At 56.1% G+C, this 25295-nt stretch carries 27 protein-coding genes; 17 read left to right on the forward strand and 10 right to left on the reverse strand.

The window, feature by feature from the left end; all coding sequences use genetic code 11:
• Positions 1–25 precede the first annotated feature (25 nt).
• The 9 genes from KB892_RS00720 to KB892_RS00760 all read left to right on the forward strand — a co-directional run bounded on the left by KB892_RS00720 (position 26) and on the right by KB892_RS00760 (position 5371).
• Positions 26–586 carry an HK97 family phage prohead protease gene (locus KB892_RS00720; RefSeq protein ID WP_001547826.1) on the forward strand — a complete coding sequence of 187 codons (561 nt, stop codon included), beginning with the start codon at positions 26–28 and terminating at the stop codon, positions 584–586.
• Position 587: 1 nt separating this feature from the next.
• Complete coding sequence (locus tag KB892_RS00725) at positions 588–1829, forward strand: phage portal protein (protein WP_004150962.1); 1242 nt, start codon at positions 588–590, stop codon at positions 1827–1829.
• Positions 1826–2161, forward strand: coding sequence for a phage head closure protein (locus tag KB892_RS00730; RefSeq protein ID WP_004150961.1), 336 nt, complete (start codon positions 1826–1828; stop codon positions 2159–2161). Before KB892_RS00725 ends, KB892_RS00730 begins: the two co-directional genes overlap by 4 nt.
• Complete coding sequence (locus KB892_RS00735; protein ID WP_001547824.1) at positions 2158–2457, forward strand: head-tail connector protein; 300 nt, start codon at positions 2158–2160, stop codon at positions 2455–2457. The genes KB892_RS00730 and KB892_RS00735 overlap by 4 nt, the downstream gene beginning before the upstream one ends.
• Positions 2457–2900 (forward strand): HNH endonuclease signature motif containing protein, encoded by a 444-nt coding sequence (locus KB892_RS00740; protein ID WP_004150959.1) that lies wholly within the window; start codon positions 2457–2459, stop codon positions 2898–2900. Before KB892_RS00735 ends, KB892_RS00740 begins: the two co-directional genes overlap by 1 nt.
• Positions 2893–3045 (forward strand): hypothetical protein, encoded by a 153-nt coding sequence (locus KB892_RS00745; RefSeq protein WP_004150957.1) that lies wholly within the window; start codon positions 2893–2895, stop codon positions 3043–3045. The genes KB892_RS00740 and KB892_RS00745 overlap by 8 nt, the downstream gene beginning before the upstream one ends.
• 130 nt (positions 3046–3175) lie before the next feature.
• Positions 3176–3532: a phage terminase small subunit P27 family gene (locus tag KB892_RS00750; RefSeq protein WP_000113647.1), complete on the forward strand. Its 357-nt coding sequence runs from the start codon at positions 3176–3178 to the stop codon at positions 3530–3532.
• Complete coding sequence (locus KB892_RS00755) at positions 3516–5177, forward strand: terminase large subunit (protein WP_004150955.1); 1662 nt, start codon at positions 3516–3518, stop codon at positions 5175–5177. Before KB892_RS00750 ends, KB892_RS00755 begins: the two co-directional genes overlap by 17 nt.
• Positions 5178–5179: 2 nt before the next feature.
• Complete coding sequence (locus KB892_RS00760) at positions 5180–5371, forward strand: hypothetical protein (RefSeq protein ID WP_004150954.1); 192 nt, start codon at positions 5180–5182, stop codon at positions 5369–5371.
• A 153-nt stretch (positions 5372–5524) separates the two neighbouring features.
• Here the strand turns inward: KB892_RS00760 and fis are convergent, their stop codons facing one another.
• The 10 genes from fis to msrP form a co-directional block, all read right to left on the reverse strand.
• Positions 5525–5821, reverse strand: a complete 297-nt coding sequence (gene fis / locus KB892_RS00765; protein ID WP_000462905.1) for a DNA-binding transcriptional regulator Fis — start codon at positions 5819–5821, stop codon at positions 5525–5527.
• A 24-nt stretch (positions 5822–5845) separates the two neighbouring features.
• Positions 5846–6811 (reverse strand): tRNA dihydrouridine synthase DusB, encoded by a 966-nt coding sequence (dusB, locus tag KB892_RS00770; protein WP_004144972.1) that lies wholly within the window; start codon positions 6809–6811, stop codon positions 5846–5848.
• A gap of 357 nt (positions 6812–7168) precedes the next feature.
• Entirely contained in the window at positions 7169–8050 is an 882-nt protein-coding gene (prmA, locus tag KB892_RS00775) for a 50S ribosomal protein L11 methyltransferase (protein ID WP_002918745.1), read from the reverse strand.
• Between the two features lie 11 nt (positions 8051–8061).
• A complete protein-coding gene (gene panF, locus KB892_RS00780; protein ID WP_002918742.1) occupies positions 8062–9513 on the reverse strand; it encodes a sodium/pantothenate symporter in 1452 nt (483 codons plus the stop codon).
• A complete protein-coding gene (locus tag KB892_RS00785; RefSeq protein ID WP_002918740.1) occupies positions 9503–9745 on the reverse strand; it encodes a YhdT family protein in 243 nt (80 codons plus the stop codon). The genes panF and KB892_RS00785 overlap by 11 nt, the downstream gene beginning before the upstream one ends.
• 110 nt (positions 9746–9855) lie before the next feature.
• Positions 9856–11205 carry an acetyl-CoA carboxylase biotin carboxylase subunit gene (accC, locus tag KB892_RS00790; RefSeq protein WP_002918738.1) on the reverse strand — a complete coding sequence of 450 codons (1350 nt, stop codon included), beginning with the start codon at positions 11203–11205 and terminating at the stop codon, positions 9856–9858.
• A gap of 10 nt (positions 11206–11215) precedes the next feature.
• Complete coding sequence (accB, locus tag KB892_RS00795; protein WP_002918736.1) at positions 11216–11683, reverse strand: acetyl-CoA carboxylase biotin carboxyl carrier protein; 468 nt, start codon at positions 11681–11683, stop codon at positions 11216–11218.
• A gap of 22 nt (positions 11684–11705) precedes the next feature.
• Positions 11706–12158, reverse strand: coding sequence for a type II 3-dehydroquinate dehydratase (aroQ, locus tag KB892_RS00800; protein WP_002918732.1), 453 nt, complete (start codon positions 12156–12158; stop codon positions 11706–11708).
• Positions 12159–12381: 223 nt separating this feature from the next.
• On the reverse strand, positions 12382–12990 hold the full coding sequence (gene msrQ, locus KB892_RS00805) for a protein-methionine-sulfoxide reductase heme-binding subunit MsrQ (protein WP_002918689.1): 609 nt from the start codon (positions 12988–12990) through the stop codon (positions 12382–12384).
• Complete coding sequence (gene msrP, locus KB892_RS00810) at positions 12990–13991, reverse strand: protein-methionine-sulfoxide reductase catalytic subunit MsrP (RefSeq protein WP_002918688.1); 1002 nt, start codon at positions 13989–13991, stop codon at positions 12990–12992. The genes msrQ and msrP overlap by 1 nt, the downstream gene beginning before the upstream one ends.
• A 228-nt stretch (positions 13992–14219) precedes the next feature.
• Between msrP and KB892_RS00815 the strand changes: the two genes are divergently transcribed.
• From KB892_RS00815 to yhdP, 8 genes are all read left to right on the forward strand, one after another.
• Positions 14220–14411, forward strand: coding sequence for a hypothetical protein (locus tag KB892_RS00815; protein WP_002918687.1), 192 nt, complete (start codon positions 14220–14222; stop codon positions 14409–14411).
• 79 nt (positions 14412–14490) lie between these two features.
• Entirely contained in the window at positions 14491–16431 is a 1941-nt protein-coding gene (gene csrD / locus KB892_RS00820; RefSeq protein ID WP_002918686.1) for an RNase E specificity factor CsrD, read from the forward strand.
• Positions 16432–16736: 305 nt separating this feature from the next.
• Positions 16737–17780, forward strand: a complete 1044-nt coding sequence (mreB, locus tag KB892_RS00825) for a rod shape-determining protein MreB (RefSeq protein ID WP_002918653.1) — start codon at positions 16737–16739, stop codon at positions 17778–17780.
• Between the two features lie 70 nt (positions 17781–17850).
• Entirely contained in the window at positions 17851–18843 is a 993-nt protein-coding gene (gene mreC, locus KB892_RS00830; protein WP_004149974.1) for a rod shape-determining protein MreC, read from the forward strand.
• Entirely contained in the window at positions 18843–19331 is a 489-nt protein-coding gene (gene mreD, locus KB892_RS00835; protein ID WP_002918648.1) for a rod shape-determining protein MreD, read from the forward strand. The genes mreC and mreD overlap by 1 nt, the downstream gene beginning before the upstream one ends.
• 7 nt (positions 19332–19338) lie before the next feature.
• The gene (locus KB892_RS00840; RefSeq protein ID WP_002918646.1) at positions 19339–19920 is read left to right on the forward strand and encodes a Maf family protein; all 582 of its coding nucleotides are present in this window, start codon (positions 19339–19341) and stop codon (positions 19918–19920) included.
• Between the two features lie 2 nt (positions 19921–19922).
• Entirely contained in the window at positions 19923–21392 is a 1470-nt protein-coding gene (rng, locus tag KB892_RS00845; RefSeq protein ID WP_002918644.1) for a ribonuclease G, read from the forward strand.
• Positions 21393–21429: 37 nt separating this feature from the next.
• Positions 21430–25227, forward strand: a complete 3798-nt coding sequence (gene yhdP / locus KB892_RS00850; RefSeq protein WP_004150952.1) for an AsmA2 domain-containing protein YhdP — start codon at positions 21430–21432, stop codon at positions 25225–25227.
• The last annotated feature ends 68 nt before the right edge of the window (positions 25228–25295 follow it).

The raw sequence follows: 25295 nt of genomic DNA on the forward strand, positions 1-25295 counted from the left end.
TTTTTGCCCTTTGTGGAGTCCAACAATGAAAACAATCGATTTTGAAATCCGTACCTCCGAACTGAGCGCCAGCAACAAAAAGCTGGTGGGCTATGCCGTGCGCTGGAACAGCCTGTCAGAGGTGATCTGGGATGAGTTCCGCGAGCAGTTTGCGCCGGGGGCGTTTAAAGACAGCCTGGCATCCGGTAGCGATGTGCGTGCACTGTACGAGCATAACTATACCCAACTGCTGGGGCGTACCAAATCCGGCACGCTGGTGTTGTCCGAAGATGATACCGGGCTGCGTTTCGAGCTGACCCCGCCAAACACCCAACTTGGCAATGATGTGCTGGAGCTGGTGGAGCGTGGAGACATTTCCGGCATGAGCTTCGGGTTCCGTGCGCTGAAAGAGTCCTGGGATATTACTCCTACACCGTATATTCGCACTGTTACCGCTGCCGAGCTGCGGGAGATCACCGTTACTTCTATGCCTGCTTACCCTGAGTCCGGCGTGGAAATTGCGCACCGTTCTCTGTTCTCCCAACATCCTGAACTGCGCCGTGCTGGTGATAACCGCCGACGCTGGGCTGACTTAGCGGGGCTGTGATATGTGGAATATCTGGCCTTTTGGCCGTAAATCTGAGCCATCCGAACAGCGCAGCATGACGATTGATGAGTTTCTGGCGATGGCAGGGATTCCAAATACCGGATCAGGCGAATATGTGTCTGCCGGTACTGCGGAATCCCTGCCGGCGGTGATGAATGCCGTGTCAGTTATCAGTGAGGCAGTGGCAACAATGCCCTGCTATCTCTACCGCGTGCACAACGATAACGGGCGAGAAGCGCGAGAGTGGTTGAGTAATCATCCGGTAGATTTTCTCCTGAATGAGCAACCTAACGATTGCCAGACGCCTTACCAGTTCAAGCGCACGATGATGCGCCATTGTCTGCTGAACGGTAACGCCTATGCGGTGATCCAGTGGGGCCGCGACGGTCAGCCGGAATCCCTGCATCCGTATGCGCCGGGGGAGGTTGTTCCTGAGCGTATCGGCCAGCATAAGTACAAATACACTGTTACTGAGCCGTTTACCGGGGCAGTGCGCACCTACTTGCAGGAAGAGATTCTGCACCTGCGTTACTCGACCGATGATGGTTTTCTGGGGCGCTCGCCGATCACCATCTGCCGTGAAGCGCTGGGGTTAGGTCTGGCCCAGCAGCGCCACGGTGCCAGCATTATGAAAGATGGCATGATGGCGGCGGGCGTAGTCACTACTGCTGAATGGCTCGATAGTGTGAAGGGTAAGCAGGCGCTGGACGCGCTTGAGCGCTACAAAGGTGCCAGAAATGCCGGTAAAACACCGATCCTTGAAGGTGGCATGGACTATAAGCAGCTTGGCATGAGCAATCAGGATGCTGAGTGGCTGGCCTCCCGGCGCTTCACCATCGAAGATATTGCCCGCATGTTTAACGTTTCTCCCATCTTCCTGCAGGAATACAGCAACAGCACCTACAGCAATTTTAGTGAGGCGAGCCGCGCCTTTCTTACCATGACAATGCGCCCGTGGCTGGCGAACTTTGAGCAGCAGATTAAATCCGCGTTGCTGGTGGCATCGCCTGTACCCGGAATTCGTTATCAGGTGGAGTTCGACTCTGCCGATCTTCTTCGAGCCACTCCAACCGAACGTTACGCAACTTATGAGCGCGGTATCAAGAACGGGATCATGAACCCGAACGAAGCCCGCGAACGCGAAGGGATGCCGCCGCGTGAAGGGGGCGACGAATACAGCCAGGCATGGAAGCAGGAAGTGAAGGTCAGTACCGGTTCTGAGAATAAGGAGGATGCGTCATGAGGCCGGGAGGATTAAGGCAACGCGTTACGATTCAGAATTTTACTACCAGCCGAACCCCTTCTGGTGGCGTCATTCAGGAATGGTACGACGTTGCGACAGTCTGGGCAGAAGTTAAGGGGATCAGTGGCCGTGAGCTGATTGCTGCGGGTGCTGAAATGTCCGAGGTTACATTTCGTATGTGGGTACGTTACCGCTCTGACGTAACCAGCGCCAGCCGGATCATCTGGAAACAGAAAGGACATGATGCAAAAGCATTTGATATTCAGTCGGCAATTCCTGATGAAAAGGCTACCAGGCTGGAGTTGCTTTGTAAGGGAGGGCTTAAGCCGTGAGTGAACTAATTGGGCTTGATGAGGCAAAACTTCACTGTCGCATCGATAACGATGATTCCTATGAAGATGCAATGATTCAGGCATACATCGAAGCGTCACTGGAAGTCTGCCAGAAGCATATCGGTAAACGGTTCGGTGCTGGCCTGGAATTTACTCCTGCCATCAAGATCGGATGCCTTATGTACGTTTCCCAACTGTACGAATACCGCACGATGATTAGTGATGTGGAGGCGAAAGAGATCCCCCTTGCTATCTCTGCATTGTGGTCTGTGTATCGCGATGTGGGGGTGTACTGATGCCGTGGCAACCAATGCGCCGGTGCACTGAGCCGGGATGCAATAAGCGGGTGAAGTCTGGTAAGTGCTATGAGCACAAGCGCGAAGCCTGGCGGGCGGAAGATGCCAGACGCGGCCACCGTCGCGCCCGTGGTTACTCAGCATCATGGGAGAAGTACCGCGCTCAGTATCTGAAACGTCAGCCGCTATGTGTCGAGTGCCAGAAGTTGGGCCTCTACGTTCCTGCAAAGATTGTCGATCACATCATCCCTATCGACGGCGGTGATGATGTTCTGTTCTGGCCTGAGTGGAATCACCAGCCGTTATGCCAGACGCATCATAACCAGAAGACCACACAGCAAGACCCTATCACCAAAGCCAACCGCAAAGCGGGGATGTACCACGAGCAGGAAGAGCGGGCAGCACAGCGCAATAACTGGATGTATGAGGTTGATCATGAATGAGAAAGACGTGGTGAATCTGTATCAGTCGCTGGCCCGATGCCGTGATGGCTTCATGCAGACCCGCACCAGACGCGATGAGCGCCAGCCTGTGCAGCGCATGAGTGAGCGTGACCGGGAGTTGCGGGAATGCTTCCGCAACCGCTGACAGGCCGCACCGATGGGGTGGGGGAGGTTTTCAGGACGAACACGAGGGCGCCAGGCACCACCCGCCCCCTCAAATTTTTACGCACGGTGATTTTTTTGAAAATAAAACGCGATGGAAACGAGAAATTTTTATGGCAAGACCACCAAAACCGCCAGCTTACCTTGATGAGTTAGCCGCGCAGCAGTGGAAAGCGAAAGCGAAGCAACTGGCCGAGCGTGGCGATCTGACACCCGCCGACTGGAACAACCTTGAGCTTTTTTGCGTCAACTATTCGATGTACCGCAAAGCCGTGGAAGACCTTGCCAGCCGTGGGTTCAGCATTGTTAACAGCCAGGGTGGCGAGAGCCGAAATCCGGCACTGAGTGCAAAGGCCGATGCTGAAAAAATCATGATTAAAATGTCGTCGCTGCTGGGCTTTGATCCGGTAAGCCGTCGCCGTAACCCGGTGGAAACGGAAGAGGAGGACGAGCTTGACCGTCTGGAATGAGTACGCAAATGCGATAAAAAAGGGCGAAATTCCGGCCTGTAAGCGCGTAAAACAGGCCGTGGAAAGGTACTTTTCCGACCTGAATGACCCTCGTTATGAGTTCGATACGGCGACCGTAGAGCGGTTTATTGCGTTCTCCCGGCTCTGTCCTCACGTCAAAGGCCCGCTTCGGGGCCAGCCAATTGATCTGGAACCGTGGCAGCAGTTCGCCTTTGCTAACCTGCTGGGCTTTAAAGTCAGAGAGACAGGCCGCCGTAAGTACAGCAGCGCTTTTATTGAGGTGCCGCGCAAGAACGCCAAATCCACCGTAGCCGCCATGCTGGCTAACTGGTTTCTGGTAATGGAGAAGGGCCAGCAGGATATCTACACGGCGGCGGTGAGCCGGGATCAGGCCCGAATCGTGTTCGACGATGCCCGCCAGATGTGCCTGCTGTCAAAACCGCTGAAAAAGCGCGTAAATATTCAGGCGCATAAAGTCATTTTCCCGAAGAGCAACAGCCTGCTAAAGCCGCTGGCGGCGAAAGCGGCCACCATTGAAGGGACTAACCCCAGCCTGGCGATTGTCGATGAATACCACCTTCACCCGGATAACGGCGTTTATTCCGCCCTTGAGCTGGGTATGGGCGCACGTCCTGAGGCGATTTTGTTCGCCATCACGACAGCCGGGAGTAACGTTGTCTCCGCCTGTAAACAGCATTATGACTACTGCTGTCAGATTCTGGCCGGGGAAGAGAGCAATGACTCGCTGTTTGTCCTGATCTACGAACTGGACGACGAAAGCGAGGTTGAGCAGCCGGAAATGTGGATCAAGGCTAACCCTAACCTGCATGTGTCCGTTGACGCGGCGAAACTGGAATCCACCATCCAGAAAGCGCGCGGCATTCCGTCGCAGTGGGTGGAGATGCTGACCAAGCGTTTCAATATCTGGTGCCAGGGCTCCACGCCGTGGATGGGGGCCGGCGCATGGGATGCCTGTGCGCTCGACTATACCGAAGACGATCTGGCCGGAATGGAGTGCTACGCCGGGTTTGACCTGTCCTCAACCAGCGATATTACCAGCGTGAGTTACGCTTTCCCGTTTGAACGCGAGATCAGGCTTCTTACCCGGCACTATCTGCCCGAAGCGCAGCTACTTAACGTTGCTAACAAAAACCGCGCCATCTATCGCCAGTGGGTAAAAGCGGGATGGATACGCACCACCCCCGGCGACTGTATCGACTATGACCGCATCCGTGACGATATCCTGCGCGACGCTGAAACATTCAATATCCGGCTGGTGGGCTTTGATACGTGGAACGCCACACACCTGCGCACCCAGCTACAGGGGGCGGGGCTTGATGTGGAGCCGTTCCCGCAAACCTATCTCAAGTTCAGTCCGGTAGCGAAATCCTTTGAGGTTTTTGTTAACCGCAAGGTGGTGCGCCATCGTGGCGATCCGGTTCTGGCCTGGGCGATTGGAAACGTGGTGATGGAGTCCGACGCCAACGCCAATATCAAGCCCAACAAAAAGAAATCCTCTAACAAGATAGACCCTGCGGTTTCTGCGCTTATGGCGTTCGGCACATTCCAGGCAGAGCACGAGGATTTTGCATTCGATATGAGCGATAGCCATAAGCAGCGACTTGCCGAATTTACCGGGATTTGAATATGCTCAAACACAAGAAAATTGAATCTGTGATCGACGAAATGGCACGTCAATTGGGCCATGAACTTAACGGGCAGGATAAGCTGGTAATCCGCACTAAAACAGCTATGGTTTTGGCCGCTAAACAGCGGCACCGCCAGCGGATGGAAGCGCCACCCTATCAGTGGAAAAAGCCCGATAAATTAAGGCGTTGAAAGAGGTTCATCCCCCATAAAGCACCAGTATTGTTCTGGTGCTTTTTTGTTTGTTCAGACAAAGCTGTATAAACATCTGTATAAACATTAATAAAAAAGGCGCTATCCCATGCCGAGTAGCGCCTTTTTATTCAATAACATAGCTGAAATGTATCAGTTCATGCCGTATTTTTTCAGTTTTTTACGCAGCGTACCGCGGTTGATGCCCATCATCAGAGCAGCGCGGGTCTGGTTACCACGGGTGTATTGCATCACCATGTCCAACAGGGGCTGTTCAACTTCAGCCAGTACCAGCTCATACAGGTCATTCACATCCTGACCGTTCAGTTGAGCAAAATAGTTCTTCAGTGCCTGTTTAACCGAGTCACGCAGGGGCTTTTGAGTTACCTGATCCTGAGAGTTAACGGTAGAAACGGTCAGTACGTCAGAATTTACGCGTTGTTCGAACATAGTTCTGTCAGCTCTTTATTTCTATTACGCAAAATTTTCGAAGTATGCCTCCAACGCCTCCAGCTGTTCGCTGGCATCCTCAATGGCGTTGAATGTGCGCCGAAACTGGTCATCTGGAGCATGTTCCTGAAGATACCAGGAGACGTGTTTACGCGCGATTCGGTACCCTTTTGCCTGACCATAAAAGTCATGCAACTCCCGAACGTGCGCACAAAGCAAGCGCTTCACCTCTGCCAGCGGCAGCGGGGGCAGCAGCTCTCCAGTGTCCAGATAATGCTGGATTTCCCGAAAGATCCAGGGTCTTCCCTGAGCTGCACGGCCTATCATCAGGGCATCAGCCCCTGTATAGTCGAGCACAGCTCTGGCTTTAAGCGGGTCAGTAATGTCGCCATTCGCGATAATCGGAATGGAAACTTTCTGCTTAACTGCCCGAATACTGTCGTACTCAGCGTCTCCGTTAAACAAACAGGCGCGGGTGCGTCCGTGAATAGTCAGAGCCTGAATGCCACACTCTTCGGCCAGTTGGGCAATCTCTACGCAGTTACGGTGTTCCGGTTCCCAACCGGTGCGAATCTTGAGAGTCACAGGAACGTCCACCGCGTTAACGACCGCCGTCAGGATCGACTTCACCTGGTCGGGGTACTGCAAGAGGGCTGAACCTGCAAGCTTGCGATTCACCTTTTTCGCCGGGCATCCCATATTGATATCAATAATCTGGGCGCCGCTTTCCACGTTAATCCGCGCGGCGGCAGCCATCTCTTCCGGCACGCTACCGGCGATTTGCACGGTACGAATACCGGGCTCATCGATATGCACCATCCGTAAACGGGACTTGTCGCTCTCCCACACCTGTGGGTTAGAAGACATCATCTCGGAAACGGTTAAACCCGCTCCCATCTCGTAGCACAGCGTCCGGAATGGTCTGTCAGTAATGCCAGCCATGGGCGCTGCGATCAGGCGATTTCTGAGCTGGTGGTGTCCGATGCGCATGAGTTAAGAAATGACCATACTGTGACTGCAAGGCGGCGTATATTACGCATTTTTTGCACGAGATGAAAGGCCAAACTTTGAGCAATCCTCTGTTGCAGATCAATGAATCCGGGACTAGCGTAAAAGGGATGAATAAATACTTATATTAATCATTGATTTAATGGATGATGGATAATTTGTGTCCATTTATAAAATCATAAAACTTCTCGATTTTTCTTGGATAAACTGGCCGCATGGCGATATAAAACGCTGTTTTTGTAGCCAAAAAAGTGCTCTGTAGTGCGATCTGCCTCTCATTTCCTGGCATTATTTGGTGGCTACTGGAAACAAAAATGCGGCCCGTAGGCCGCATCGCGCTTAGTTTTTCCGGCCGGTAATCCGGCACCACTCTTCCTTCTCGACCACCGGGTCAAGGGCGAAGAGATCGGCATAGGCTTCACAGACGCTCTCCGCCTGGCTGGCAAGGATGCCGGAAAGCCCCAGCAAACCGCCTGAAACGGGCAGGACGCTGATTAACGGCGCCAGCTCACGTAACGGGCCTGCCAGGATATTCGCGACCACCACGTCGGCTTTCATCGACTCCGGTTGGTCCTGAGGAAGATAGAGCTCCAGGCGTTCAGAAACGCCGTTACGCTGCGCGTTATCACGACTGGCCTGAATAGCCTGCGGGTCGATATCAATCCCGATTGCTTTTGCCGCCCCCAGCTTCAGTGCGGCAATCGCCAGGATGCCGGAGCCGCAGCCGAAATCAATCACCGTTTTTCCGTTGAGGTCGAGTCCATCCAGCCACTGCAGACACAAGGATGTCGTCGGATGCGTACCGGTGCCAAAGGCCAGACCCGGATCGAGCATCACGTTGACGGCATTTTCATCCGGAACATCGCGCCAGCTTGGGCAGATCCATAGCCGCTCCCCGAAGCGCATGGGGTGGAAGTTATCCATCCATTCCCGTTCCCAGTCTTTATCTTCCAGCTGCTCGATCTTATGCGCGAACCCGGCGCCCAGCAGCGGATGCTGCTCCAGTTGGGCAACGACCGCTTTCATATCGGTTTCAGCATCGAACAGGCCGATTACGTCGGTATCCCCCCACAGGCGGGTTTCCCCGGGCAATGGCTCAAATACCGGCGTATCGTGCGTATCCTGGAAGGTGATCGAGACCGATCCGGCCTCCATCAGCGCATCGCTAAGATCTTCAGCGTTCGCGCCGGTGGTATTTAGTTTCAGTTGGATCCATGGCATAGCAAAACTCTTTATTTATCAGTAGTCAAAATGGGGGACTGTGGGGCGGGACGACCGAAACTGTTCCCCGTCACAAACGCCAGCAAACTCAGCAGCAGCGCGGGAACGATCGGGTGAAAGCCCAGAAACTGCACTTTCAGCGTGGCCAGTACGGCATACAGGACGCCGCCTACGATCATCGCGCTCAGCGCGCCAGCCGCGTTGGCGCGTTCCCAGTAAAGGCCCAGCACCAGCGGCCACAGGAAGACGGCTTCCAGGCCGCCGAAGGCCAGCAGGTTCAGCCAGATTATCATCTCCGGCGGCCGCCAGGCCGCGAGCAGCAACAAGACCCCCAGCAGGAGCGTGATGCCGGCGGACATGCGTTTAAGCCGCTTTTCGTTAGTCGCCTGATCCGGCCGCCAGTTCAGGTACAGATCTTTGATGATCGTAGCGGAACTTTGCAGAAGTTGGGCATTGATCGTCGACATAATCGCCGCCATCGGCGCGGCAAGGAAGATCCCGGCGGCAAAGGGCGGAAGCACTTTAACCATCAGCGTCGGGATCACCAGATCCGGCACGGTTAAATCGGGGATCACCGCCCGGCCTAATGCCCCAGCCAGATGCATGCCAAACATCAGGATCGCCACCACGATGGTGCCGATAATGATGCCGCGATGCACGGCTTTGCTGTCTTTGTAGGAGATACAGCGCACTGCGGTATGTGGCAGACCAATAACGCCGAAGCAGACCAGCACCCAAAACGAGGCCATAAAGGTTGGCGAGAGGATATCCTCCGCGCCCTGCGGGGACACCAGCTTGACGTCGATCGACTGCAGCGTCTCTACCGCATGGCCAACCCCCCCGGCGGCGTGGATCACGCCCACCAGCAGCACGATCGTGCCGATCAGCATTACCATGCCCTGCATCGTGTCGTTGAGCACGCTGGCGCGAAAGCCGCCATAGGCGGTATACAGCGCGATGCTGACCCCGAAGATCAGCAGGCCGGTATCGTAAGGAATACCGGCAGCCGTCTCCAGCAGGCGGGCGCCGCCGATAAACTGGACGGTCATGGCGCCGACAAAGGCCACCAGCAGACTCAGGCTGGCCAGCCAGACCAGCAGGCGACTCTGATAGCGAGCAAACAGCATGTCATTGAGGGTGACAGCATTATAGCGACGCGCAAGGATGGCGAATTTTTTCCCCAGCACGCCCAGCGACAGCCAGATGGCGGGGAGCTGGATCATCGCCAGCAGCACCCAGCCCAGGCCGTATTTATAGGCGGCGCCGGGTCCGCCGATAAATGAGCTGGCGCTGATATAGGTGGCGGTTAGCGTCATGGCCAGCACGAAGCCGCCCATCGAGCGGCTGCCGAGAAAGTACTCATTAAGAAAGCTACCTGAGGCGCGTTTTCTCATGGCGTAGAGGGATAAACCGAACACCACCACCAGGTAGGCGATCAGGGGAATAATGACCTCAAACTGCATCATCGTCCTCCAGAGAAATATCGCGGAAAATCAGTTTGACCATCGCCCAGCACAGCAGAATGAACAGCAGCGGTACCAGCAGGCAGGCCATTTCAAACCAGTGTGGCAGGCCGGTAAAGCCAATAGCCACCCCCGGCAGATAGGCGGCGGCCAGCCAGGCGGCAAGGTAGAGAAGGGTCAGCCACAGCGCCCAGCGCGCTTCTTTGTGGGCCTGAACAAAGCGTTTGTCCATTTTTTGTCCCTTGAGGATGAAGAAAGCGGGGATTGTACCGCATGGTATAGATGAGGAGAGAGAAAAAGAAAAAAGGCCGGTTTACCCGGCCTTTTGCTGAGAGAGCAGAATTATTTTTCCTGCAAGCCGAGTTTTTTCTCCAGATAGTGGATATTGGTGCCACCATGCTGGAAATTCTCGTCGCTCATAATGCGCATCTGCAGATCGACGTTGGTTTTGATGCCATCGATGATCAGCTCCTGCAGCGCATTCTTCATGCGGGCAATCGCCACGTCACGGCTTTCGCCGTAGCAGATCAGTTTACCGATCATGGAGTCATAGTACGGCGGTACGGTGTAACCGGCGTAAATATGTGACTCCCAGCGCACGCCAAAGCCACCCGGCGCGTGGAAACGGGTGATTTTGCCCGGGCTCGGCAGGAAGGTGTTCGGGTCTTCGGCGTTGATACGGCATTCCACCGCATGGCCGCGAACTACCACTTCATCCTGCTTGATGGACAGCGGCTGGCCGGCTGCGATACGCAGCTGCTCTTTGATCAGGTCAACGCCGGTGATCATTTCAGTTACCGGATGCTCTACCTGGATACGGGTGTTCATTTCAATGAAGTAGAACTCGCCGTTTTCGAACAGGAACTCAAAGGTACCCGCCCCGCGGTAGCCGATATCCACACAGGCTTTCGCGCAACGCTCGCCGATGTAGCGACGCAGTTCCGGGGTGATGCCCGGCGCCGGCGCTTCTTCGACCACTTTCTGATGACGGCGCTGCATGGAGCAGTCGCGTTCAGCCAGATAGATCGCGTTACCCTGACCATCCGCCAGCACCTGAATTTCAATGTGGCGTGGGTTTTCCAGGTATTTCTCCATGTAGACCATGTCGTTGTTGAAAGCCGCTTTGGCTTCCGCTTTGGTCATGGAGATGGATTGCGCCAGTTCAGCGTCGCTACGTACAACGCGCATACCGCGACCGCCGCCGCCGCCGGAGGCTTTGATGATCACCGGATAGCCGATGCGTTTGGCATGGGCGCGGTTAGCGTCCATGTCGTCGCCCAGCGGGCCATCAGAACCTGGAACGGTCGGAACGCCAGCTTTCTTCATGGCGGTGATGGCGGACACTTTGTCGCCCATCAGGCGGATAGTGTCGGCTTTCGGGCCGATGAAGATGAAACCGGAACGCTCAACCTGCTCAGCAAAATTAGCGTTCTCAGAGAGGAAGCCATAACCCGGGTGAATCGCTACCGCGCCAGTGATCTCAGCGGCGCTGATAATGGCCGGAATGTTCAGATAGCTTTTTACGGACGGAGCCGGACCGATGCAGACCGTCTCATCCGCTAACAATACGTGTTTTAGATCGCGATCCGCAGTGGAGTGCACAGCGACAGTCTTGATGCCCAGTTCTTTACAGGCACGCAGGATGCGCAGTGCGATCTCGCCACGGTTAGCGATGACAATTTTATCCAGCATGTTCGCCTCGTTACTCGATAACTACCAGCGGCTCGTCGAATTCTACCGGTTGGCCGCTTTCGATCAGAATGGCTTTCACCACGCCGGCTTTGTCGGCTTCGATCTGGTTCATCATTTTCATCGCTTCGACGATGCACAGGGTGTCGCCCACGTTAACTTTCTGGCCAACTTCCACAAACGCTTTCGCGTCCGGGCTCGGCGTACGATAGAAAGTACCAACCATCGGGGAACGTACGATGTGACCACTGATTTCCGCTTTCGCCGGCGCTTCAGCCGCAGCAGCTGGTGCGGCAGTCGCGGCGGCAGGCGCCTGAGGCTGCATCATCGGCGCAGCATAAGCCTGCTGCATAACCGGATAGCTTGCGGCCGGTGCAGAGCGGCTGATGCGAACAGACTCTTCGCCTTCAGAAATTTCCAGTTCGGAGATACCTGATTCTTCAACCAGCTCGATCAGTTTTTTAATCTTACGAATATCCATGAGTGGGTTCCGTACTCTTTGTTTAGTGTGATTGTGACAGGCGTTTTACCGCCGTCTGTAAAGCGTATGAATAACCATCCGCCCCCAGCCCGCAAATGACGCCAGCGGCGACATCTGACAGATACGAGTGCTGGCGGAAGGGTTCGCGTGCATACACATTGCTCAGGTGAATCTCGATAAACGGGATGTTCACGGCGAGCAAAGCGTCACGGATTGCTACGCTGGTATGCGTGAACGCGGCCGGATTAATCAGGATATAGTCCACGTTGTCTTTAGCCTGATGAATTCGGTCGATTAACGCATGCTCCGCGTTGGACTGCAGGTGATCCAGACTCACATTCAGCGCCGCCGCTTCAGATGTTAAACGGTTAACAATTTCAGCCAGCGTGAGAGGGCCATACTTCTCAGGCTCGCGGGTACCGAGCATGTTAATGTTTGGACCATTCAAAAGCAAAATGTGAAACTTCACTGCCATTGTGTGGCGATCTCCTGCCATTTTCGGGTAAAAAACAACATATACCTTCAATGCGCCCTTGTCACCTTTTCAGGGTCAGAAAACCCCGTCAGGAAAACCAAAGTCGCACATTATAACGATTTCGTAGCAATTGGCAGCTAAATACTGGTCTTATCAGGGAAGATTATCAACCGCTATCTGAAAAAGAGTCGCGGTTGATAAAGGATCTGCGGGAAACTGCACATTACCGGATTGCGCGCCACCACTGGCGGAACTTCTTGTAACGCCATGTCAATAGCCCCGCTGCCAGCAGGGCATATATAACGGGCTGCGGCGAGACGATCTTCACTGACCACAGGTAGTGTATCGGCGCGAGGATCACCACCAGATAGACGAAGTTGTGTAAAAGTTGCCAGCGACGCCCCAGTTTTCGCTGCATCGCTTGCGTGGAGGTCACCGCCAGCGCCAGCAGAATCGCCCAGCTGATCATGCCCAATGTCAGATAGGGGCGGGTGATAATCTCCGAGCCCAGCAGCGCCAGATTGTTAATGCCCAGCTCCAGTAGGGTATAGCTGGTCAGGTGCAGCGTCGCCCAGGCAAAACACCATAAACCTAACAGCCGACGAACGCGAATCAATAATGGCTGCTTCGCATAGCGCGCCAGCGGAGAGACCAGCAGCGTCGCCAGCAGAAACTTAAGCGCCATTCTGCCGGTAAAGTGCTGGATATCCTTGGCTGGATCGGCGCTAAAGTAGCCCTGGTGCCCGGCCCAGAATAACCAGACCAGCGGCAAAAACCCCGCAAGGTGAAGTAAAACCTTCAGCCAGACGATCTGTTTGACGGTGAAACGCACTAGAAGTTCTCCCGCAGATTCATGCCGCGATACAGCGACGCCACTTCGTCGGCATAGCCATTAAACAGCAACGTCGGTTGACGCTTCACATCGAGCACGCCGCCGGCGCCGATAAACCGCTCGCTAGCCTGCGACCAGCGGGGGTGATCGACGTGCGGATTGACGTTGGCGAAGAAGCCGTATTCGTCCGGCGCCGCCAGGTTCCAGGTGGTTGGCGGCCGCTCGCGGGTCAGCTCGATACTAACAATGGATTTTATGCCTTTAAAACCGTACTTCCACGGCACGGTCAGGCGGACCGGCGCGCCGTTTTGCGGCGGCAGCGCTTTGCCATACACCCCGACGGTGAGTAGCGTCAGCGGGTGCATCGCTTCATCCAGCCGTAGCCCCTCCACGTAAGGGTAAGCGAGCCCCCCGCCGATAAACCGGTCTTTCTGGCCGGGCATTTGATCCGGAGCATAGAGGGTTTTGAAGGCCACATAGCGCGCGCTGCTGGTGGGCTCCACCAGCGCCAGCAGTTTATGCAGCGGGAAGCCGACCCAGGGGACCACCATCGACCAGGCTTCCACACAGCGCATACGATAAATGCGCTCTTCCAGCGGGAAGCGTTTGGTCAGATCGTCATGGTCAAGGGTCAGAGGTTTCGCCACTTCGCCACCGATGGTGAGCGTCCAGGGATCGGTGCGCAGGCTACCCGCGTTCGCCGCCGGATCGGCTTTATCGAGGCCGAATTCATAAAAATTATTGTAACCGGCGACCTTATCTTCCGGGGTAAGCGTCAAATTAGCCTGCCACTCGGCGGGTTTAGCAAACTCCAGGGCCTTGCCCGCTGGCGCTGGTGGGCGGTCGTGGCCTTTAAACCAGTCCAGCAGGTCGGCCTGCGCGGCGGCGGGAAGGGAAAGCGCGGTCGCGCTGATGCCCAGCATTTTCAGCATCTGGCGCCGCTTGAGCATAAAAACGGATTCGGCCGTGACGTCGGCTTCCGTCAGTTTTTTTCTTTTCATGGTGTCCTCCGTCATGCGTTTTCCTAAGCATGACGGAGACGGCGATGAATGGCGAATATGTCACGAAAAATTGCACATTAGGATGAGGAGCCGCCGCCGAAGCAGAGGCGCGGTCGTCCAGGAATCATCGGAAAGTGGCGCAAGGCGTTTCCTTTGCCGCGCATGACCCGGCATCTTTAGCAGGGAAAAGGGGGCGGTAAGCTGGCCAGACGGTATAGCGGTAATAATTTGCGTCGTTGGCGCGGGTTTGCCATCCTGCGTCTAAAATTAAAGCGCTTCTGGCGCAGGCCGCAGGCTGGCGACGATTGGCAAATTTTTTCTGCAAACTATACTCGCTATCGGCATACTTTTACCGATAATACGCATTCCATTGCCAGACTCGCCATCTTTGATAGTATGCGTCGCGCTTTAAAAGGTTAATGCTTGCGGCAAGGCGCGCGCCGGCACGGGAGCCTGATGGTTCATCGGGTAGTCATTCACTCGCGGAGTTAACACAGGGATGCGATTAACGACGAAGTTCTCAGCCTTTATTACGCTGCTAACTAGCCTGACCATCTTTGTCACGCTGATTGGCGCTTCGCTGAGTTTTTATAACGGCATTGAGAACAAGGTCGAAAACCGCGTTCAGGCGGTGGCGACCATGCTGGATAACCGGCTCATCACCACCTCTTTCGATAAGCTTGAACCGCAGTTGGATGAGCTGATGACGCCGATCGAGATCGTGCATATCGATTTCATGCTCAACGGCAAACCGCTCTACAGCCATTCCCGACCCGATAGCTATCGCCCGCTCGGCAGCCATGAGCAATTCCGTGAGATCACGGTTCAGTCGCTTAAACATCCTGGTATTACGCTGCATCTGGTCTACGTTGACCCGATGGTGAACTATTTCCGTTCGCTGTCGATCACTGCCCCGCTGTCGATCTCCATTGGCTTCATGGTGGTGATTATTTTCTTCGCCGTCCGCTGGATCCGCCGCCAGCTGGCCGGCCAGGAGCTGCTGGAGCTGCGTTCCACGCGTATCCTGAGCGGCGAGCGCGGGCCGCAGGTGCGCGGGTCGGTCTATGAATGGCCGGCCAGCACCAGTAGCGCGCTGGATATGCTGCTGTCGGAGCTGCAGTTCGCCAGCGATCAGCGCAGCCGGATGGATACGCTTATTCGCTCCTACGCGGCGCAGGATTCGAAAACCGGACTGAATAACCGCCTGTTTTTTGACAATCAGCTGGCCACGCTGCTGGAAGACCAGGAGAAGGTGGGAGCCTACGGCATCGTGATGATGATCCGTCTGCCGGAGTTTGATCTGCTACGGGACAACTGGGGACGGGCGGCGGCCGAAGAACATTACTTTACGCTTATCAACCTGCTCTCTACCTTTATTATGCGTTACCCCGGCGCGCTGTTAGCGCGCTATCACCGTAGCGACTTCGCCGTGCTGCTGCCGCACCGTACGTTGAAAGAGGCGGATAGTATCGCCGGCCTGTTGCTGAAGGCGATGGATGCGCTGCCTCCAACGCGTATCCTCGATCGCGACGATATGATGCATATCGGCATCTGTTCTTTCCGCAGCGGGCAATCGGCGGCGCAGGTGATGGAACATGCGGAAGCGGCGACGCGCAACGCGGTGCTGCAGGGCAGCAACAGCTGGTCGGTCTATGATGACACCCTTCCGGAGAAAGGTCGCGGCAACGTTCGCTGGCGAACGCTGATCGAACAGATGCTGAGCCGCGGCGGGCCGCGGTTGTACCAAAAACCTGCTGTCACCCGCGACGGGCGGGTACATCATCGTGAACTGATGTCGCGGATGTACGACGGTAAAGAAGAGGTGATTGCAGCGGAATACATGCCGATGGTGCTGCAGTTTGGCCTGGCGGAGGAGTATGACCGCCTGCAGGTAACGCGCCTGCTGCCGTTTTTAGGCTTCTGGCCCGAGGAGAATTTGGCGCTCCAGCTGTCGGTGGAGTCGCTGATCCGTCCGCGTTTCCAGCGCTGGCTGCGCGATGCCTTGATGCAGTGTGAAAAATCGCAGCGTCAGCGGATTATTTTTGAACTTGCAGAGGCAGATGTTTGTCAATATATCGGCCGTCTGCAGCCGGTTATGCGATTGGTTAACGCTCTGGGCGTTCGGGTGGCAGTGGTTCAGGCGGGGTTAACCCTGGTTGGAACCAGCTGGATCAAGCAGCTGGATGCGGAGCTGATCAAACTGCATCCGGGTCTGGCGCGCAACATCGAAAAGCGCAGCGAGAACCAACTGCTGGTGCAAAGCCTGGTGGAAGCCTGTAAAGGCATGCCTATGCAAGTTTTTGCGACGGGCGTACGCAGCCGCAGCGAGTGGTTGGTACTGTCCCAATGCGGTGTCACGGGCGGGCAGGGGGAATTTTTTGCCGCCTCACAGCCACTTGACACAAATGTGAAAAAATATTCGCAAAGATACTCGGTTTGATCTGCCGTTTAGCGTGATTTCACGTAGAATAACGCGCGCCATCGTGAAGGGGGTGTGCTTGTCTACCTGCCGGATCATCGCAATGTAAATGCCAGTGACCCTCCTTTGACAGGTTACAAATTCAGGCGTGGAGCGCTGCTGAAGATTTCAGCAATGAACGGAGTCGGGAAAATTTGTAACAAAGGAAATGAACTGCACTAATTTTCACCGCAGCAGGTGATTTTTGCGCCTTGTCGCTGCTGCGTGTGGTTGGTAAAGTAAGCGGATTTTGTTTTCCGCCCCAGCTTTCAGGATTATCCCTTAGTATGTTAAAAAAATTTCGTGGCATGTTTTCCAATGACCTGTCCATTGACCTGGGTACCGCGAATACCCTTATTTACGTAAAAGGACAAGGCATCGTATTGAATGAGCCTTCCGTGGTGGCCATTCGTCAGGATCGTGCCGGATCGCCGAAAAGCGTCGCCGCCGTGGGTCATGAAGCGAAGCAGATGCTCGGCCGTACCCCGGGTAATATCGCGGCGATTCGCCCGATGAAGGACGGCGTTATCGCTGACTTCTTCGTGACGGAAAAGATGCTGCAGCACTTTATCAAACAAGTGCACAGCAACAGCTTTATGCGCCCGAGCCCGCGCGTGCTGGTGTGTGTACCGGTTGGCGCAACCCAGGTCGAACGTCGCGCTATTCGTGAATCCGCGCAGGGCGCAGGCGCCCGTGAAGTCTTCCTGATCGAAGAGCCGATGGCGGCAGCGATTGGCGCAGGCTTACCGGTTTCTGAAGCGACCGGCTCCATGGTGGTGGATATCGGTGGCGGTACCACTGAGGTGGCGGTTATCTCCCTGAACGGCGTGGTCTATTCCTCTTCTGTACGTATCGGCGGTGACCGCTTCGACGAAGCCGTTATCAATTACGTGCGTCGTAACTACGGCTCCCTGATCGGTGAAGCGACCGCTGAACGTATCAAGCATGAAATCGGTTCGGCTTACCCGGGCGATGAAGTGCGCGAAATTGAAGTGCGCGGTCGTAACCTGGCGGAAGGCGTGCCACGCGGCTTCACCCTGAACTCAAACGAAATTCTTGAAGCGCTGCAGGAGCCTCTGACCGGCATCGTGAGCGCGGTCATGGTTGCCCTTGAGCAGTGCCCGCCGGAACTGGCGTCTGATATCTCTGAACGCGGGATGGTTCTCACCGGCGGTGGTGCGCTGCTGCGCAACCTGGACCGTCTGTTAATGGAAGAAACCGGTATTCCAGTCGTGGTTGCTGAAGATCCGCTGACCTGCGTAGCGCGTGGCGGCGGCAAGGCGCTGGAGATGATCGACATGCACGGCGGCGACCTGTTTAGCGAAGAGTAGTCAGCCTGAAGGTCCGGGGCGGCATACGAGCTGCCCCTGGTCTTTACTGACACGAGAATACGCATAGCCTATGAAGCCAATTTTTAGCCGTGGCCCCTCGCTACAGATTCGCCTTATTCTGGCGGTGCTGGTGGCGCTTGGCGTGATTATCGCCGACAGCCGCCTGGGTACGTTCAGTCAAATCAGAACGTACATGGATACAGCCGTCAGCCCTTTCTACTTTGTCTCTAATGGTCCCCGGGAACTGCTCGACAGCGTATCGCAGACGCTAGCTACCCGCGACCAGCTCGAACTGGAAAACCGCGCGCTGCGCCAGGAGCTGTTGCTGAAAAACAGCGATCTGCTGATGCTGGGCCAGTACAAGCAGGAGAACGCGCGCCTGCGTGAACTGCTTGGCTCGCCGCTGCGCCAGGACGAGCAAAAAATGGTGACGCAGGTCATCTCAACGGTCAACGACCCTTACAGCGATCAGGTGGTTATTGACAAAGGCAGCGTGAACGGCGTCTATGAAGGCCAGCCGGTTATCAGCGATAAAGGCGTCGTGGGGCAGGTCGTGGCCGTGGCGAAAATGACCAGCCGGGTGCTGCTGATCTGCGATGCCACTCATGCGCTGCCGATCCAGGTTCTGCGTAACGACATTCGCGTCATTGCCGCCGGTAACGGCTGCACGGACGATCTCCAGCTTGAGCATCTGCCGGCGAATACCGATATTCGCGTCGGCGACGTGCTGGTGACCTCCGGTCTCGGCGGTCGTTTCCCTGAAGGGTATCCGGTTGGGGTAGTCTCCTCGGTGAAACTGGACACCCAGCGCGCCTATACCGTGATTCAGGCGCGTCCGACGGCCGGGCTGCAGCGCTTGCGCTATCTGTTGCTGCTGTGGGGCGCCGATCGTAATGGCGCTAACCCGATGACCCCGGAAGAGGTTCATCGGGTGGCTAACGAACGTCTGATGCAGATGATGCCGCAGGTACTGCCTGCGCCGGATGCGATGGGGCCGCAGATGCCGGCGCCCGCCACCGGGTTGACGCCGCCTCAGCCGTCGCAGCCTGCAGGGGGGCAATAGTGGCAAGTTACCGTAGCCAGGGACGCTGGGTTATCTGGCTCTCGTTTCTTATCGCGCTATTGCTGCAAATTATGCCCTGGCCGGCGGACATCAGCGTTTTCCGGCCCAACTGGGTATTATTGATCCTGCTGTACTGGATCCTCGCGTTGCCGCACCGGGTAAACGTGGGGACGGGTTTCGTGATGGGGGCTATTCTTGATCTCATCAGCGGTTCAACGCTCGGCGTTCGCGCGCTGTCTTTAAGCATCGTCGCCTATCTGGTCGCGCTGAAGTATCAGCTGTTCCGTAACCTGGCGCTGTGGCAACAGGCGCTGGTGGTAATGCTGTTATCCCTGGCCGTGGATATCATTGTTTTCTGGGCAGAGTTTTTAGTGATCAACGTCTCTTTCCGTCCGGAAGTATTCTGGAGTAGTGTAGTAAACGGCATCCTCTGGCCATGGCTCTTCCTGCTGATGCGTAAAGTGCGTCAGCAATTTGCAGTGCAATAAGGTTGATATGACAACTCTGTATCTCGCTTCTGGTTCCCCGCGTCGGCAGGAACTGCTGACTCAGCTTGGTCTCGCTTTCGAGCGTCTGGTTCCTGGTATTGAGGAGCAGCGCCAGCCGCAGGAGAGCGCCCAGCACTATGTCGTCCGCCTGGCGCGCGAAAAAGCGCAGGCCGGGGTGGCGATGGCCACCCGCGATTTGCCGGTGCTGGGAGCGGATACGATTGTCATTTTGAACGGCGAAGTGCTGGAAAAACCGCGCGACGCCGAACACGCTGCAGCGATGCTGCGTTTGCTTTCCGGCCACACCCATCAGGTCATGACCGCGGTGGCGCTGGCGGATAAGCAGCAAACGCTGGACTGTCTGGTGGTCACGGAAGTGACCTTCCGGCGGCTCAGCGAGCAGGATATCGCCGATTATGTGGCCAGCGGCGAGCCTTTAGATAAAGCAGGTGCATACGGTATTCAAGGGTTGGGTGGTTGCTTCGTCAGGAAGATTAATGGCAGCTATCACGCCGTAGTCGGCTTACCGCTGGTGGAAACGTATGAGTTGCTCAGTAACTTTAACTCACTGCGTAAAGGAAAGGGATAAAGATGACGGCTGAATTATTAGTTAACGTAACGCCATCCGAAACGCGCGTTGCGTATATTGATGGCGGTATTCTGCAGGAAATCCATATTGAGCGTGAAGCGCGACGCGGAATAGTAGGCAATATCTACAAAGGTCGTGTTAGCCGAGTGCTGCCGGGAATGCAGGCGGCTTTTGTAGATATTGGTCTGGATAAGGCGGCGTTCCTTCACGCCTCCGATATCATGCCGCATACCGAGTGCGTCGCCGGTGAGGAGCAAAAGCAGTTTACCGTGCGCGATATTTCGGAGCTGGTGCGCCAGGGCCAGGACCTGATGGTCCAGGTGGTTAAAGATCCGCTGGGTACCAAAGGCGCGCGTCTGACCACCGATATTACCCTGCCTTCCCGCTATCTGGTCTTTATGCCAGGCGCCTCCCACGTGGGGGTCTCTCAGCGGATTGAAAGCGAAGCCGAGCGCGAGCGCCTAAAAAAGGTCGTCGCAGAATATTGCGATGAGCAGGGCGGGTTTATCATTCGCACCGCTGCGGAAGGCGTTCACGAGCAGGAGATGGCCGCCGATGCCGCTTATCTTAAGCGCGTATGGACCAAGGTGATGGAGCGCAAAAAGCGCAACCAGACCCGCTATCAGCTGTATGGCGAGCTGGCTCTGGCCCAGCGCGTGCTGCGTGATTTTGCCGATGCGCAACTGGATCGCATTCGCGTCGACTCGCGCCTGACCTATGAGGCGTTGCTCGAATTCACCGCCGAATATATCCCGGAAATGACCAGCAAGCTGGAACACTACAGCGGCCGTCAGCCGATATTCGATCTCTTTGACGTTGAGAACGAAATTCAGCGCGCGCTGGAGCGTAAAGTCGAGCTCAAATCCGGGGGCTATCTGATCATCGACCAGACCGAGGCGATGACCACCATCGATATCAACACCGGGGCCTTTGTCGGGCACCGCAATCTTGACGATACGATCTTCAATACCAACATCGAAGCCACCCAGGCGATAGCCCGCCAGCTACGTTTGCGTAATCTCGGCGGCATTATCATCATTGATTTCATAGACATGAACAATGAAGATCACCGTCGACGGGTGTTGCACTCTTTAGAGCAGGCGCTGAGTAAAGATCGGGTGAAGACCAGCATTAACGGCTTCTCCCAGCTGGGCCTGGTGGAGATGACCCGTAAACGCACCCGTGAAAGCGTGGAGCATGTGCTGTGCAACGAGTGCCCAACCTGCCACGGACGTGGAACGGTAAAGTCGGTGGAAACGGTGTGCTATGAGATTATGCGTGAGATCGTCCGCGTACATCATGCTTATGATTCCGATCGCTTCCTGGTCTATGCTTCCCCTGCGGTGGCGGAAACCCTGAAAGGGGAAGAGTCGCATGCGCTGGCGGAAGTGGAAATCTTTGTCGGCAAGCAGGTGAAGGTACAAATTGAGCCGCTCTATAATCAAGAGCAGTTCGATGTGGTTATGATGTAAGACACCGCGTCATTGTGCGGCTGACAAGGAGAGAGGCGTGAGGCGACTGCCCGGGATTTTATTGCTCACCGTGGCAACATTGATTGTTATCGTCGCGCTGCTGGTGAGTGGCTTGCGTCTCGTGTTGCCACAGCTCGACGCCTGGCGTCCGCAGCTGCTGGAGAAGATCTCCACCCTCACCGGTACGCCGGTGGACGCCTCGCAGATCACCGCCAGCTGGCAGACTTTTGGTCCGACGTTAGACGCCCGCGATATCCATGTCGGGCTGAAAGATGGCGGCACAATGGCGGTCAAGCGCGTAACCCTGGCGCTGGATGTCTGGCAGAGCCTGCTGCATATGCGCTGGCAGTTCCGCGACCTCACCTTCTGGCAGCTGCAGGCCCATACCAATACCCCTATTCAGACCAATGACGGTGGCGAAAGCCTGAAAACCGACCGCATCAGCGATCTCTTTTTACGTCAGTTCGATCACTTTACTCTGCGCGACAGCCATTTGAGCTTCCTGACCCTTTCCGGTCAGCGGGCGGAGCTGGCGGTTCCGCAGCTGACATGGCTTAACGGCAGGAACCGTCATCGCGCCGAGGGGCAGCTCAGCCTCTCCAGCCTCACCGGCCAGCATGGCGTCATGCAGGTGCGGATGGATCTTCGCGATGAGGATGGCCTGCTGAATAAAGGCCGGGTCTGGCTGCAGGCGGATGATATCGACGTCAAACCGTGGCTGGGACGCTGGATGCAGGACAATATCGCCCTGAAAAGCGCCCGCTTCAGCCTCGAAGGCTGGATGACCATTGAAAAAGGCGATGTGGCCAGCGGCGACGTATGGCTGAAAAAAGGGGGCGCCAGCTGGCAGGGCGATAACGAAGTCCATCATTTGTCGGTGGATAACCTGACGGCGCATCTCTCCCATGATAAGCAAAGCTGGGCCTTTTATATTCCCGATACGCGGATCGCTATCGATGATAAACCCTGGCCAAGCGGAGCCCTGGCGATGGCATGGATCCCGGCGCAGGACGTTGGTGGCGACGATCGTCAGCGTAGCGATGAGTTACGTATTCGCGCCAGCAATTTGGCCCTCAGCGGCCTGAGCGGGTTACAGCCGTTTGCTGATAAGCTGGCGCCTTCTCTGGGCGAACTCTGGCGTACCACGCAGCCTGGCGGCAAAATCAATTTGCTGGCTCTCGATATCCCCCTGCAGGCGACGGAGAAAACGCGTTTTCAGGCGCAGTGGAGCGATCTGGCGTGGAAGCAGTGGAAACTCCTGCCGGGGGCAGAGCACTTCTCCGGCAGTCTGAATGGCAGCGTTGAGCACGGGGAATTACGCGCCCATATGGCGAAGGCGCTGATGCCGTATGCCGGCGTCTTCCGCGCGCCGCTGGAGATAGCCGCTGGCGAAGCCACGCTCAGTTGGGTGAAAAACGACAAAGGGTTTATGCTTGATGGCCGCGATATAGACGTGCAGGCGACAGGCGTACGCGCCCGCGGCGGCTTCCGCTATCTGCAACCGCAGGGGGACGATCCCTGGCTGGGCATTCTGGCGGGCATCAGCACCAATGACGGTGGCCAGGCATGGCGTTATTTCCCGGAAAATCTGATGGGCAAAGCGCTGGTGGACTATCTCAGCGGCGCGATTAAAGCGGGGCAAGCCAGCGATGCGACGCTGGTGTATGGCGGCAATCCGCATCTATTTCCTTATCCGCATAATGAAGGCCAGTTCCAGGTTTATGTTCCGCTGAAGAACGCCACTTTTGCCTTCCAACCGGACTGGCCGGCGCTAACCGGGCTGAACATCGACCTCAATTTTATCAACAACGGCCTGTGGATGCGGGCGGATAAAGCGATGCTTGGCAACGTGACCGCCAGCAATCTCGATGCCGCAATCCCGGACTATGCGCAGGAAAAACTGCTGATTGATGCCGATATCAAAGGCCCGGGCAAAGAGGTTGGACCTTACTTTAATACTACGCCGCTGAAAGAGTCGCTCGGGGCGGCGCTGGATTCCCTGCAGCTGGATGGGGATGTGAGCGCTCGCTTACATCTGAATATCCCCCTCGACGGCGAGATGACCACCGCGAAAGGCGATGTGCGCCTGCAGAATAATAGCCTGTTTATCAAACCGTTAGATACTACGCTGCAGAACCTGAGCGGTAATTTCAGCTTTGTGAATGGCGATCTCAATAGTCAAACGTTGAGCGCGACCTGGTTTAATCAGCCGCTGAACCTCAATTTTTCCACCCGCGAAGGTGAAAAAGCGTTTCTGGTGGATGTCGGGATGAATGCCAACTGGCAGCCGTCGCGCACCGGGCTGCTGCCGAAAGCCGTGAGTGAGGCGTTGAGCGGTAGCGTCCCGTGGGATGGCAAGGTCGCCATCGAACTGCCGTACCATGGCAATGCCAGCTATAAGGTCGATATCAACGGCGATCTGAAGAATGTGAGCAGTCGCTTACCTTCGCCAGTCAGTAAGCCCGCCGGCGAACCCCTTCCGGTCAAAATTAACGTCGCCGGCGGCCTGAGCAGCTTCGACCTGACCGGCTCCGTCGGGGCGAAGAATCATATTAACAGCCGCTGGTTGCTCAATCATAAGCTGACGCTGGATAGAGCGATCCTTACCACTGACAGCAAAGGGCACTCTCCGCTGCCCGATCAGCCCGGTATCGAGCTTAATCTGCCGCCGATGGATGGCGCGCAGTGGCTGGCGCTCTTCGAGAACGGCGCGGCAAATGAAGTGAGCAGCAGCGTGCTCTTTCCACCGCGCATTGTGCTGCGTACGCCGTCGCTGGCCCTTGCGGGGCAACAGTGGAACAACGTCAGTCTGATGTCCCAGCCGGTCGCCGGCGGCTCGCAGGTTGAGGCGCAGGGGCGTGAGATCAATGCCACATTGACGATGCGCGACAATGCTCCGTGGCTGGCAAATGTGCGTTATCTCTATTTCAATCCGGCCAGCGCCAGCGGCCAGAACGCAACAGAGAATGTGGCCCCCCAGACGGCGACGCGGCTGGATTTCCATGGCTGGCCCGATCTGCAGCTACGCTGCGCGGAATGCTGGCTGTGGGGACAAAAATATGGCCGCATCGATGGGGATGTGGCGATCAAAGGGGATACCTTAACGCTCTCCAACGGCCTGGTGGATACCGGGTTTGGCCGGCTGACGACCAACGGCGTGTGGGTGAACGCCCCTTCAGGGGTTCGAACCTCGCTGAAAGGCAGACTGCACGGCAATAAGACGGATGCATTTGCGGATTTCTTTGGCGTCTCCACGCCGGTGAAGGATTCGCCGTTTGATATCGACTACGATCTGCACTGGCGCGCGCCGCCCTGGTCACCCGATGTCGCGTCGCTCAATGGCATCATTAAAAGCCACCTGGGCAAGGGGCAGTTTACCGACCTGAGTACCGGGCACGCTGGCCAGCTGCTGCGTCTGCTGAGTGTGGATGCCCTGCTGCGTAAACTGCGTTTCGATTTCAGCGATACCTTCAGCGAAGGCTTTTACTTCGATTCGATTAACAGTACGGCATGGATTAAGGATGGCGTACTGCATACCGATGATACGCTGGTAGATGGCCTTGAAGCGGATATTGCTATGAAAGGGTCGGTCGATCTGGTGCGTCGCCAGCTGGATCTGCAGGCGGTGGTGGCGCCGGAGATCTCCGCGACCGTCGGCGTGGCGGCGGCCTTTGCCGTCAACCCCATCGTCGGCGCGGCGGTATTTGCCGCCAGCAAAGTGCTGGGTCCGCTGTGGAATAAAGTTTCGATTCTGCGCTACCGCATCACCGGCCCGATTGACCAGCCGCAGATCAATGAAGTGCTGCGCCAGGCGCGCAGCAATAAAAAGCAATGATTTGACGATTGCCGGGAATTGCCGCAATCTCAATAGATAGCCTTCTGTATTTCCGCCTGTCAGGCGGC

This window comes from Klebsiella sp. P1927, from assembly GCF_018204675.1.
GTDB lineage: Bacteria > Pseudomonadota > Gammaproteobacteria > Enterobacterales > Enterobacteriaceae > Klebsiella > Klebsiella pneumoniae.

Excerpts from the sequence above, each read along its gene's own strand:
- aroQ (WP_002918732.1), bottom strand. The coding sequence starts at position 12,158 with ATGGCAGTGAAGTTTCACATTTTGCTTTTGAATGGTCCAAACATTAAC.
- KB892_RS00745 (WP_004150957.1), top strand. The coding sequence starts at position 2,893 with ATGAATGAGAAAGACGTGGTGAATCTGTATCAGTCGCTGGCCCGATGC.
- msrP (WP_002918688.1), bottom strand. The coding sequence starts at position 13,991 with ATGAAAAGAAAAAAACTGACGGAAGCCGACGTCACGGCCGAATCCGTT.
- panF (WP_002918742.1), bottom strand. The coding sequence starts at position 9,513 with ATGCAGTTTGAGGTCATTATTCCCCTGATCGCCTACCTGGTGGTGGTG.
- rng (WP_002918644.1), top strand. The coding sequence starts at position 19,923 with ATGACGGCTGAATTATTAGTTAACGTAACGCCATCCGAAACGCGCGTT.
- mreC (WP_004149974.1), top strand. The coding sequence starts at position 17,851 with ATGAAGCCAATTTTTAGCCGTGGCCCCTCGCTACAGATTCGCCTTATT.
- mreB (WP_002918653.1), top strand. The coding sequence starts at position 16,737 with ATGTTAAAAAAATTTCGTGGCATGTTTTCCAATGACCTGTCCATTGAC.
- KB892_RS00840 (WP_002918646.1), top strand. The coding sequence starts at position 19,339 with ATGACAACTCTGTATCTCGCTTCTGGTTCCCCGCGTCGGCAGGAACTG.
- dusB (WP_004144972.1), bottom strand. The coding sequence starts at position 6,811 with ATGCGCATCGGACACCACCAGCTCAGAAATCGCCTGATCGCAGCGCCC.
- csrD (WP_002918686.1), top strand. The coding sequence starts at position 14,491 with ATGCGATTAACGACGAAGTTCTCAGCCTTTATTACGCTGCTAACTAGC.
- KB892_RS00785 (WP_002918740.1), bottom strand. The coding sequence starts at position 9,745 with ATGGACAAACGCTTTGTTCAGGCCCACAAAGAAGCGCGCTGGGCGCTG.
- KB892_RS00760 (WP_004150954.1), top strand. The coding sequence starts at position 5,180 with ATGCTCAAACACAAGAAAATTGAATCTGTGATCGACGAAATGGCACGT.
- KB892_RS00730 (WP_004150961.1), top strand. The coding sequence starts at position 1,826 with ATGAGGCCGGGAGGATTAAGGCAACGCGTTACGATTCAGAATTTTACT.
- prmA (WP_002918745.1), bottom strand. The coding sequence starts at position 8,050 with ATGCCATGGATCCAACTGAAACTAAATACCACCGGCGCGAACGCTGAA.
- accB (WP_002918736.1), bottom strand. The coding sequence starts at position 11,683 with ATGGATATTCGTAAGATTAAAAAACTGATCGAGCTGGTTGAAGAATCA.
- KB892_RS00725 (WP_004150962.1), top strand. The coding sequence starts at position 588 with ATGTGGAATATCTGGCCTTTTGGCCGTAAATCTGAGCCATCCGAACAG.
- fis (WP_000462905.1), bottom strand. The coding sequence starts at position 5,821 with ATGTTCGAACAACGCGTAAATTCTGACGTACTGACCGTTTCTACCGTT.
- KB892_RS00740 (WP_004150959.1), top strand. The coding sequence starts at position 2,457 with ATGCCGTGGCAACCAATGCGCCGGTGCACTGAGCCGGGATGCAATAAG.
- accC (WP_002918738.1), bottom strand. The coding sequence starts at position 11,205 with ATGCTGGATAAAATTGTCATCGCTAACCGTGGCGAGATCGCACTGCGC.
- KB892_RS00720 (WP_001547826.1), top strand. The coding sequence starts at position 26 with ATGAAAACAATCGATTTTGAAATCCGTACCTCCGAACTGAGCGCCAGC.
- KB892_RS00750 (WP_000113647.1), top strand. The coding sequence starts at position 3,176 with ATGGCAAGACCACCAAAACCGCCAGCTTACCTTGATGAGTTAGCCGCG.